This window comes from Methanobrevibacter sp. (genome assembly GCF_045577275.1).
Classification (GTDB): domain Archaea; phylum Methanobacteriota; class Methanobacteria; order Methanobacteriales; family Methanobacteriaceae; genus Methanobrevibacter.
Genome location: NZ_JAZNIB010000219.1, coordinates 1 through 8,920 on the forward strand (window position 1 = coordinate 1; position 8,920 = coordinate 8,920).

The 8,920-nt window shown below is 32.6% G+C and carries 7 protein-coding genes, 5 tRNA genes and 1 pseudogene; 12 read left to right on the forward strand and 1 reads right to left on the reverse strand.

The annotated features are described in order from the left end of the window. Positions 1–373: 373 nt before the first annotated feature. The gene (gene sucC / locus ACKI67_RS06280; RefSeq protein ID WP_407462593.1) at positions 374–1,495 is read left to right on the forward strand and encodes an ADP-forming succinate--CoA ligase subunit beta; all 1,122 of its coding nucleotides are present in this window, start codon (positions 374–376) and stop codon (positions 1,493–1,495) included. Positions 1,496–1,598: 103 nt separating this feature from the next. Here sucC and twy1 read toward each other — a convergent pair whose 3' ends face one another. Then, positions 1,599–2,513 carry a 4-demethylwyosine synthase TYW1 gene (gene twy1, locus ACKI67_RS06285; protein WP_407462594.1) on the reverse strand — a complete coding sequence of 305 codons (915 nt, stop codon included), beginning with the start codon at positions 2,511–2,513 and terminating at the stop codon, positions 1,599–1,601. Between the two features lie 187 nt (positions 2,514–2,700). On the opposite strand from twy1, the gene tpiA reads away from it, so the two are divergent. The 11 genes and pseudogenes from tpiA to ACKI67_RS06340 all read left to right on the forward strand — a co-directional run. Then, the gene (tpiA, locus tag ACKI67_RS06290) at positions 2,701–3,375 is read left to right on the forward strand and encodes a triose-phosphate isomerase (RefSeq protein ID WP_407462595.1); all 675 of its coding nucleotides are present in this window, start codon (positions 2,701–2,703) and stop codon (positions 3,373–3,375) included. A 56-nt stretch (positions 3,376–3,431) separates the two neighbouring features. Continuing rightward, positions 3,432–4,664, forward strand: a complete 1,233-nt coding sequence (locus tag ACKI67_RS06295) for a phosphoglycerate kinase (protein ID WP_407462599.1) — start codon at positions 3,432–3,434, stop codon at positions 4,662–4,664. 273 nt (positions 4,665–4,937) lie between these two features. Further along, positions 4,938–5,837 carry a hydroxyethylthiazole kinase gene (gene thiM / locus ACKI67_RS06300; protein WP_407462596.1) on the forward strand — a complete coding sequence of 300 codons (900 nt, stop codon included), beginning with the start codon at positions 4,938–4,940 and terminating at the stop codon, positions 5,835–5,837. A 68-nt stretch (positions 5,838–5,905) separates the two neighbouring features. Beyond that, complete coding sequence (thiE, locus tag ACKI67_RS06305) at positions 5,906–6,535, forward strand: thiamine phosphate synthase (protein WP_407462597.1); 630 nt, start codon at positions 5,906–5,908, stop codon at positions 6,533–6,535. 155 nt (positions 6,536–6,690) lie between these two features. Beyond that, positions 6,691–6,764, forward strand: a tRNA-Thr gene (locus ACKI67_RS06310). A gap of 148 nt (positions 6,765–6,912) precedes the next feature. Continuing rightward, positions 6,913–6,987, forward strand: a tRNA-Pro gene (locus tag ACKI67_RS06315). Between the two features lie 12 nt (positions 6,988–6,999). Next, positions 7,000–7,072, forward strand: a tRNA-Tyr gene (locus tag ACKI67_RS06320). A gap of 141 nt (positions 7,073–7,213) precedes the next feature. Next, positions 7,214–7,285 (forward strand) — tRNA-Asp (locus ACKI67_RS06325). A gap of 52 nt (positions 7,286–7,337) precedes the next feature. After that, positions 7,338–7,411 (forward strand) — tRNA-Lys (locus ACKI67_RS06330). Between the two features lie 433 nt (positions 7,412–7,844). After that, positions 7,845–8,093, forward strand: a complete 249-nt coding sequence (locus tag ACKI67_RS06335) for a DNA-directed RNA polymerase subunit H (protein ID WP_407462598.1) — start codon at positions 7,845–7,847, stop codon at positions 8,091–8,093. Between the two features lie 114 nt (positions 8,094–8,207). Further along, positions 8,208–8,920: pseudogene (locus ACKI67_RS06340) on the forward strand (DNA-directed RNA polymerase subunit B''); the annotation flags it as partial.

Here is an 8,920-nt window from a genome sequence, read left to right on the forward strand (position 1 = left end):
TACCAAAAGGAACCGAAGATAAGAATATTCAAGCATTCGAAGCAGGATATGCTTTGCTTTAATTTTCTTATTTCTTCTTTTTACTTTTTTTATTTTTTCACTATTTAATTTTTAGCATGCTTTTTTTATATCTTATTGCCATTCTTATAATCATAACTTAACTATTTTTATAAATAATTTTAATAATAAGTAAATACATATAATATTAATGATTAAAGATAATAAGTTATTTCTATTAAAACAAATAATCTAATAGGATGATTTATTTCATTTATTTTTATAATTCATATTCATAAGTATTTTTAAAATTATACGTATTTTTAAAATTAAATTCTTATTATAATTTTCATGCTTATTAGTCAGAGTGAGAAAAATGAAGTTTTTTGAACATAGTGCAAAAAAAGTTTTTGAAAGTGAAGGAATTAAAATTTTAGAAGGACATGTTGTATATTCTCCTGAAGAGGCAATGGAAGTGGCTACCGAATTCGGCAGACCTATTGTGCTCAAATCTCAAGTTCTCGTTGGTGGAAGAGGTAAAGCAGGAGGTATTAAGTTTGCAGATAACCCTGGTGAAGCATTCCAAATCGCAAATGAGTTATTAAAGTTAGAGATTAAAGGTGAAAAAGTAAAACACTTGCTCATTGAAGAAAAAGCGAATATTCAAAGGGAATTCTTCTTAAGTGTTTCAAATGACAGAGCTAACAGAACTCCAATCATCATGGCAAGTGCAGAAGGTGGAGTTGAAATTGAAGAATTAGCTAAGACCTCTCCTGAAAAGATCATCAGATACAATGTAGACCCATTAAAAGAATTCTTGCCTTATGAAGCTCGTGAAATAGCTCGTAAAATGGGTGTAGGTTCTGAATTGATGTCTAAAATCGGAGACATTATCTGGAAACTCTATAACGTTTATGATAAATATGATGCTGAAGTTGCTGAAATCAACCCTCTTATCTTAACTGATGACGGCTTGATTGCAGCTGATGCAAAATTGGAAATTGAAAATGATGCTTTATTCCGTCACCAAGATCAAGTAAGACAAAACAGATTCAAGAAAAAAGACTTTGCATTTGTAAAGCTTGATGGTGATATTGCAGTTATCGGAAATGGTGCAGGATTAACCTTAACCGGTATGGATATGGTTACCTTATTCGGTGGAAAACCAGCTACCTTCTTGGATATCGGTGGTGGAGCATCTGATGAATCCATTAAAAAAGCTTTAAACTTAGTTTTAAACTATCCTCCAGTGAAAGTGGTATTCCTTAATGTTTTAGGTGGTATTACTAGAGCTGATGATGTTGCAAGAGGTGTAATTGCAGCATTGGAAGATAATAAATGGGATGTAAACATTGTAACAAGACTTACCGGTACCAATGAAGAGGAAGGTCAAAGATTACTCGAAGAAGCAGGCATCCCTTATGAAATTTCCTTAGAGGAAGCTGCTAAAAAAGCTGTTGAATTATGTGAAGAGATTAAAGCTCAAGAAGCTAAATAACTCTTCTCTTTATCTTTTTTTACTTTTTTTAATATTTTTCAATTTTAATATATGATATCTAAAATTTTTTCTATTTTTTCAATGACAATTTTTTAAAATTAGCTTATTCCAATAAAACAACTCTGCTGACTTCAGCTTCTTTTGTAAGTTCTCGACCTGTTTTATCAGCTATTTCTTGAGCAAAATCACGCACTTCCTGATGTGATGGCATATTGTCAAGACTTAAACGTTTTCTTGAAGACCCTACAAACATGTATGCCTTGACTTCAACGAATTTTGGATTTGCCTTATTGATCAGTTCTGCATACTTATCTGTGTTAATCATGTTTTTGCCTTTAACTGAAGTGATTCTAATTGCTGTTCTGCTATTGAAACTATTCATTAGTTCAAGTGTCTTGTTTAAATTGCTCCAACCATCGTTTATTTGAGGGTTGCATAACTCTTTATACACTTTCTCGTTAGGTGCATCCAAGGAAACATATAGTTGAGTTGGTTCGTTGTCGAGGTTTCCAAGTTTTTCCCAATACATTCCATTGCTTACCAAGAATGTTGTGAAATCCTGTCTGTGGAATTCTGCTATCAGTTCATCGATTTCAGGGTATAATGTTGGCTCTCCTGCAAGTGAAATCGCAGCATTTGTTGGCTTTTTGGATTCCTCAAGCTTTTTCCTGTCTACCTTTTTGTTTCCACCAAATCCGCACAACAGATTGTTCTGTGCCTTAATGGCTCCTTCAATGATTGTTTTAGGATCATCATATTCCCCTTCCCATTCTGTTCTTGTTTGACTAAGGTCTCTCCAACAGAAAGAACATTTTTGATTGCAGAATGGTACAGCAGGTGACATCTGGAGGCATCTATGTGATTTGACACCATAAAACTGTTCCTTATAGCACACTCCTTCGTTCACCATACTTTTTCTAGTCCAGTGACATGTCTTGACGGCAGCGTGGCCATGTTCTCCAACAAATCTGTAACCGCTGTATTCCAATTTTGCTTGTTCTTCTTTAGTAAATGTCATGATAATCCTTTTGCAATATTTGATAATTTAAAATAATTTAAATATAATTAAGAATATATATTTTATTAATATAGTAATAATTTCTTTTAATTATTCTATTTATTATTTACCATAGAAAAAACAATTTTAAAATGCAAATTTAAAAAACATTTTTATTATGTATTATAGTTTTTAAGGAGGATTTAATTTGAGTCTTAAAACACCTGTTGTTATATTAAATTTTAAAACTTATTTGGAATCAAGTGGTCAAAAGGCATTGGACTTGGCTAACGCTTTGGAAAGTGCTGGTGAAGAATCTGGAGTTACTATGGTAGCTGTACCACAAGCTATTGATATTTATAGAATCAAAGAGGAAACCAGCATTCCTGTTTTATCTCAACATATTGATGCGGTTTCTCCTGGTGGACACACTGGAAGCAACTTATTTGAAAATTTTGTAGCAAGCGGGATTGACGGAACCTTATTAAATCACTCTGAATGCAGAATGACTCTTGCGGATATTGCAGAGATTGTTAAAAAGACACAAGAAGCAGAACTCATTTCCTGTGTATGTACTAATAATATTGAAACAAGTATGGCAGCTGCAACCCTTGCTCCAACTTATGTTGCAGTGGAACCTCCTGAACTTATAGGTACTGGAATTCCTGTTTCAAAGGCAGATCCTGAAGTTGTGGAAGGCAGTGTATCTAAAGTGAAAGCCATCAATAAGGATGTTCAAGTCTTATGCGGTGCAGGTATTTCTACTGGTGAAGATATGGCTGCAGCTATTGAATTAGGTGCTGAAGGAGTTCTATTGGCTTCTGGAATCATTAAGGCAGAAAGTCCTAAAGATGCATTGTTGGATTTAGTAAGCAAGATTTAATAGTGTCATTTAATGTTTATTAATAAATTTATTTTTAATGATTATTATTGAGTGAAATTATGGCAAAGTTTAATACTATTGATGATTTTGATGTAAACGGCAAAACAGTTTTGGTTAGGATTGACATCAACTCTCCTGTAGATCCTAATTCTGGAATCATTTTGGATGATACCCGTATGAAACTGCATGCCGAAACCATTAAGGAATTATCTTTGAAAGGCGCAAAAACTGTTATTTTAGCTCACCAAAGCCGTCCAGGTAAAAACGATTTTACTACTTTAGAGCAACATGCTGCTGTTTTATCTAGAGCAGTTGGATTGGAAGTAAGATATGTTGATTCAATTTTCTCATCTAAAGCAAGGGAATCCATAATTGCTATGGAGCCTGGTCAAATTATATTATTGGAAAATGTCAGATTCTATTCAGAAGAACAATTGAAACGTTCTGCTGAAGAAGAGGCTACATCTGTACTTGTAAAAACATTAACTCCTTTAGTTGATTACTTTGTAAATGATGCATTTGCTGCAGCACACAGATCCCAAACTTCATTGGTTGGTTTTACAAGGACTGTTCCTTCAGCTGCAGGAAGAGTTATGGAAAAGGAACTCACTGTTATAGGAAATGCTTTAGAGAATGTTCAACATCCGTGCGTTTTCGCTTTAGGTGGTATGAAGGCAGACGATTCCATTACAGTTACTGAAAATGTTTTGGAAAATGGTACAGCAGATTATGTTCTTGTTTCAGGACTTGTTGCAAACATATTCATTTGGGCAGCAGGTTATGATATAAAGTCTACCAATAAGAACTTCATTGAAGCAAGAGGCTACCTTGATATGGTGGAAAAATGTAAAGGTCTTATTGAAAGGTTTGGAGAAAGAATAGTCTATCCTACTGATGTTGCAGTCAGTGTTCAAGGAGATAGGGCTGACGTACCTATAGACAATATTCCTGATGCTTCCATTTTTGATATTGGAAGAGAGTCCTTGATTAAATATTCCAAGATGTTAAGGGAAGCAAAAACCATTTTTGCAAATGGTCCTGCTGGTGTATTCGAAGATCCTAAATTTGCAATCGGTACAGAGGACATTATCAATGCAATCGCTTCATCTGATGGATTTTCAGTTATTGGTGGAGGTCATATTGCAGCAGCTACCGTCAATTTAGGTTATGGGGATAAGATGGACCATATCAGTAGTGGTGGAGGAGCTTCCATTGATATGTTGGCTGGTAATCCATTACCTGCAGTAGTGGCTCTTGAAGAGTCTAAAGAATTATTTGATGATAAATAATTCTTTTTATTTTTTCTTTTTTTTATTCTTTTAATTATTTTTACTTCTTTTAATTATTTTTTTAATTTTATTCTTATTTTTTATTCAATGCACTGTTTTTTTAAAAAATTTTTAATGATTTTTACCATATTCTCGACTTATTTTAAATACTTTTTAATAATTTCATAGTAATTTATAATGAATAATCATGATAAATTATACAAAACTTTATATAAAAATAAAGATAAAAGATAAGAATGTTGAAAAAAAATTTAAGATTTTAAAGGTTATAAAATGACAGATGAAATTATAATTACTGACAGTGAAAATGTAAAAAATGCATTAAATGGATTTCAAGACGCTTTAAAAAATGTGAAGGAAATTTCTCCTTTGACCTTTTGCATAACCAATTTTGTAACAGTTACTGATTGTGCAAATGCAGCATTAGCTATTGGAGCATCACCAATCATGTCCAATGGTGCTGAAGAAGGTGGAGAAATAGTAAATATTGCAAGTGCTCTTGTAATCAATATTGGAACATTAAGCAAAGCACAGAATGAATTGATGAGAAACAGTGCAAATCAGGCTAAGGAAATCAACAAGCCTATCATATTTGACCCTGTAGGTGCAGGTGTAAGTGCCTTAAGAAATGACATGACAAAGGAAATTGTTGAAAACTATCCTCTTGCATTAATTAGAGGAAACATGTCTGAAATCAAGGCTATTACTAAATTGATTAATCTTGATACAGAAAATGATTCCATAGCTAAAGGAGTGGATGTAGCAGCAAGTGATGTTATCTCTAAGGATAATTTGGATATTAACGGGGCAATAGTAAAGGCATTGGCTAAGGAATTGAATACAGTAGTTATTGCAAGTGGCCCTATTGATATTATTTCAGATGGTGAAGTGACCTTTGGTCTTGAAAATGGTGATGAGATGATGCCTCTCATTACTGGTAGCGGCTGCATGTTAACTACCATTATCGGTTCATATGTAGGAGCTAACGACCCATTGATTGGTGGAATAACTGCATGTGCATTGATGACAGTTGCAGGTGAAAATGCAGCAGAATATGTAAAAAATAATGATTTAGGCACAGGAAGCTTCAGAACATTATTGATTGACAATCTATACAAATTGACTGCTGAAGACTTAGTGGAAAGAGCTAACTTATTTGAAATAAATATTTAATCTTAGGGTATTTAGATTTATTTTAAGTTATTTATGCTATTTTAAGCTATTTTGGGGTATTTGGTTAAATGACTAAGAAGAATATTGATTACTCTGTTTATTTGGTTACAGACCGTAGGAACAAGACTGATGAGGAATTCTTGAATATTATTGAAGAAGCCATTAAAGGAGGAACCACTGTTGTTCAGCTTCGTGAAAAGGATGCTTCAACCAAGGAATTCTATGACTTGGCATTGAAGGTTAAGGAAATCACCAGCAGGTACGATGTTCCCTTATTGATCAATGATAGGATTGATATAGCTCTTGCTGTAGACAGTGAAGGAGTTCATATTGGTCAAGATGATATGCCTGCAGACATTGCTCGCAGTATCATTGGTGAAGATAAGATATTGGGAGTTTCTGCTTCAACAGTTGAAGAGGCTAAAAAGGCAGAATCAGATGGTGCAGATTATATAGGATCTGGTGCAGTATTTCCTACAAGCACTAAGGATGATGCAGATTCAGTGCCATTAGAATTATTGAAGGAAATCGTTGATTCCATAGATATTCCTACAGTAGCTATTGGAGGAATTACTTTAGAAAATGCTCCTCTCTTAAAGGATAGTGGCATTGCAGGATTTTCAGTTGTAAGTGCAATCATGAGTGCTGAAGATCCTAAAGAAGCTTCTCTAAAATTAAAAGATATTTATTTCTCTTAAATTCTTTTTTTTATTATTTTCTATTATTCTCTAATATTATTTCAAGTAAAATAATTTTGATAGTAAACTATTTAAATGATATTTACTAAATTACTATTGTTGAATATTTTTATCATATTCTTCATATTTTTAAATTTTTATCTTATTATTCCATTGCCTCGGTGGCTCAGTCTGGTAGAGCGCGAGACTTGTAATCTCGTGGTCGCGGGTTCAATTCCCGTCCGGGGCTTTTTCTATGCTAATTTTTATTTAAAATTAATTATTTTAAGTTTTTAAAATTTTAAAAATTTTATCATGGAATATTATGATTATTGCAATTACCAAAACATTTATATATTATGGTAATATAAAATAATTATGTTGCACAATAATTATGTGGGACCATAGGGTAGCTTGGTCGATCCTTTGGGCTTTGGGAGCCTGAGACTCCGGTTCAAATCCGGGTGGTCCCACTCTATATCTATCCCGTCTTAGCTCAATTGGCAGAGCGTTGGACTGTAGATCCAAATGTTGCTGGTTCAAGTCCGGCAGACGGGATTTTTATTATTATTTTCTAACTATTTTGAATTTTTGAATTTTCATTTGAATTTTCAATATTTTTAAGGTAGGATTTGTAGAAACATTTATATATAATAATAAATATAGTATTTTAATGAGTATAACTTACTCGCATAGTTTGCCCTGGTGGTGTAGGGGCTATCATGTGGGCCTGTCGAGCCCGCGACTCGGGTTCAAATCCCGGCCAGGGCGCTTAACTATAAGTTAAGTGAGATAGCCACAATTTAATTCATTTGTTTAATCAGGGCCCGTAGCTCAGTCTGGCAGAGCGCTTGGCTTTTAACCAAGCGGCCGCGGGTTCAATTCCCGTCGGGCCCGCTCTGATTTTTTTTATTACTAACTTTACTAAATTTAAATTTTTAAATTAAGATTTTTATTGAACATTTTTTATTAGATTTTAGCTTTCAATGTCTTGTTTAAATCATATTTAAATTTTTTTACGTGTTTGAATTTAGAATTTATTCTACTAGAATTGATGATTTTTTAATATTATAAAGGGGTTAATGTTGTATTCATAAATTTTTAATAATCTATTTGTCTATTTTTTTATTTTTTGTAAGTGAATTATTTTTTTATGGATAATTTTTTGTATGATCAATTGATAATGTTATTAAATCCATTCTATGATGATGAAGAAATAAGGGATTATAAAATTCTATTAAATATGAATATTATAAAAAAAGTTTAGAATTTGATTTAGTTTTAAGTTATTCATTTGTTAAATATTTAAAAGTTTTATCGGAGGAATATTTTGGCATTTAATATATTAAACCATAGTGCTGTTCCTAAGCACGAAATTTTGTCTGATGATGAAATTAAAGAAATTTTTGCAGATGTTGATTATGATGTAAGTCAACTCCCAAAAATTAGAGTAAATGATCCTGTTTCTAAAGCAATTGGTGCTGAAGAAGGTCAAGTTTTGAAAATAACCCGTCAAAGTCAAACTGCAGGTGTATTTGTAACATATAGGCTTGTAAGTGGAGAAAATACTCAAAAATAGATCTTTGAAAGATTATTTTTAAAATGAATTATTTTAATTTAAAAAGCATTATTAAAATAAAACTATTAATGAAATATTTTATTTAAACTGATTGTATTATTTTGGAGATATTAAATGAAAAATAAGACATGGGGTTTAGTAGATTCATTTTTTGATAAATATGATATTGTAGACCATCATATCAAATCATATAATGATTTTGTTGAAAATCGTATACAAAAAATTATTGATATCACTGAACCAATTACTATAGAAAACGAAAAAGGAAATTATACCCTCAGAACCGGTAAGATCAAAATTGAAAAACCTTTCACCAAAGAGGCTGATGGTTCTAAAAGTATGATTTACCCTACTGAAGCAAGACTTAGAAATTTAAACTATTCTGCTCATATGTACTTGGAAATGGCATTGCACGATAATAATAGTGATGAAGAGGAAGAATTGGAAGAAGTATATATTGGTGAATTGCCTCTCATGCTCAAATCCAGCATTTGTCATTTGCATGGGCTTACTGATAAAGAATTGATTGAAAAAGGGGAAGACCCTAAAGACCCAGGTGGATACTTCATTGTAAACGGTTCTGAAAGAGCTGTTGTTACCATGGAAGAGATTGCTCCTAACAAAATTATCCTTGAAAGAATTGATGAACCTGAAGACAGACATGCAAAAGCTATTGTAACTTCAATCAAAAGTGGTTTCAGAGCAAGAATTACCTTAGAATACAAAAAACCACGTAAAAGCGGAGTGTTCTTAAGAATCTCTTTCCCATATGTTCCTGGTGAAATTCCATTAGTTATCTTGCTTAGAGCATTAGGATTATCAACTGA

What these genes read in the sequence shown, in the direction of transcription:
- sucC (WP_407462593.1), top strand. Translation starts at nt 374, where the DNA reads ATGAAGTTTTTTGAACATAGTGCAAAAAAAGTTTTTGAAAGTGAAGGA.
- twy1 (WP_407462594.1), bottom strand. Translation starts at nt 2,513, where the DNA reads ATGACATTTACTAAAGAAGAACAAGCAAAATTGGAATACAGCGGTTAC.
- thiM (WP_407462596.1), top strand. Translation starts at nt 4,938, where the DNA reads ATGACAGATGAAATTATAATTACTGACAGTGAAAATGTAAAAAATGCA.
- thiE (WP_407462597.1), top strand. Translation starts at nt 5,906, where the DNA reads ATGACTAAGAAGAATATTGATTACTCTGTTTATTTGGTTACAGACCGT.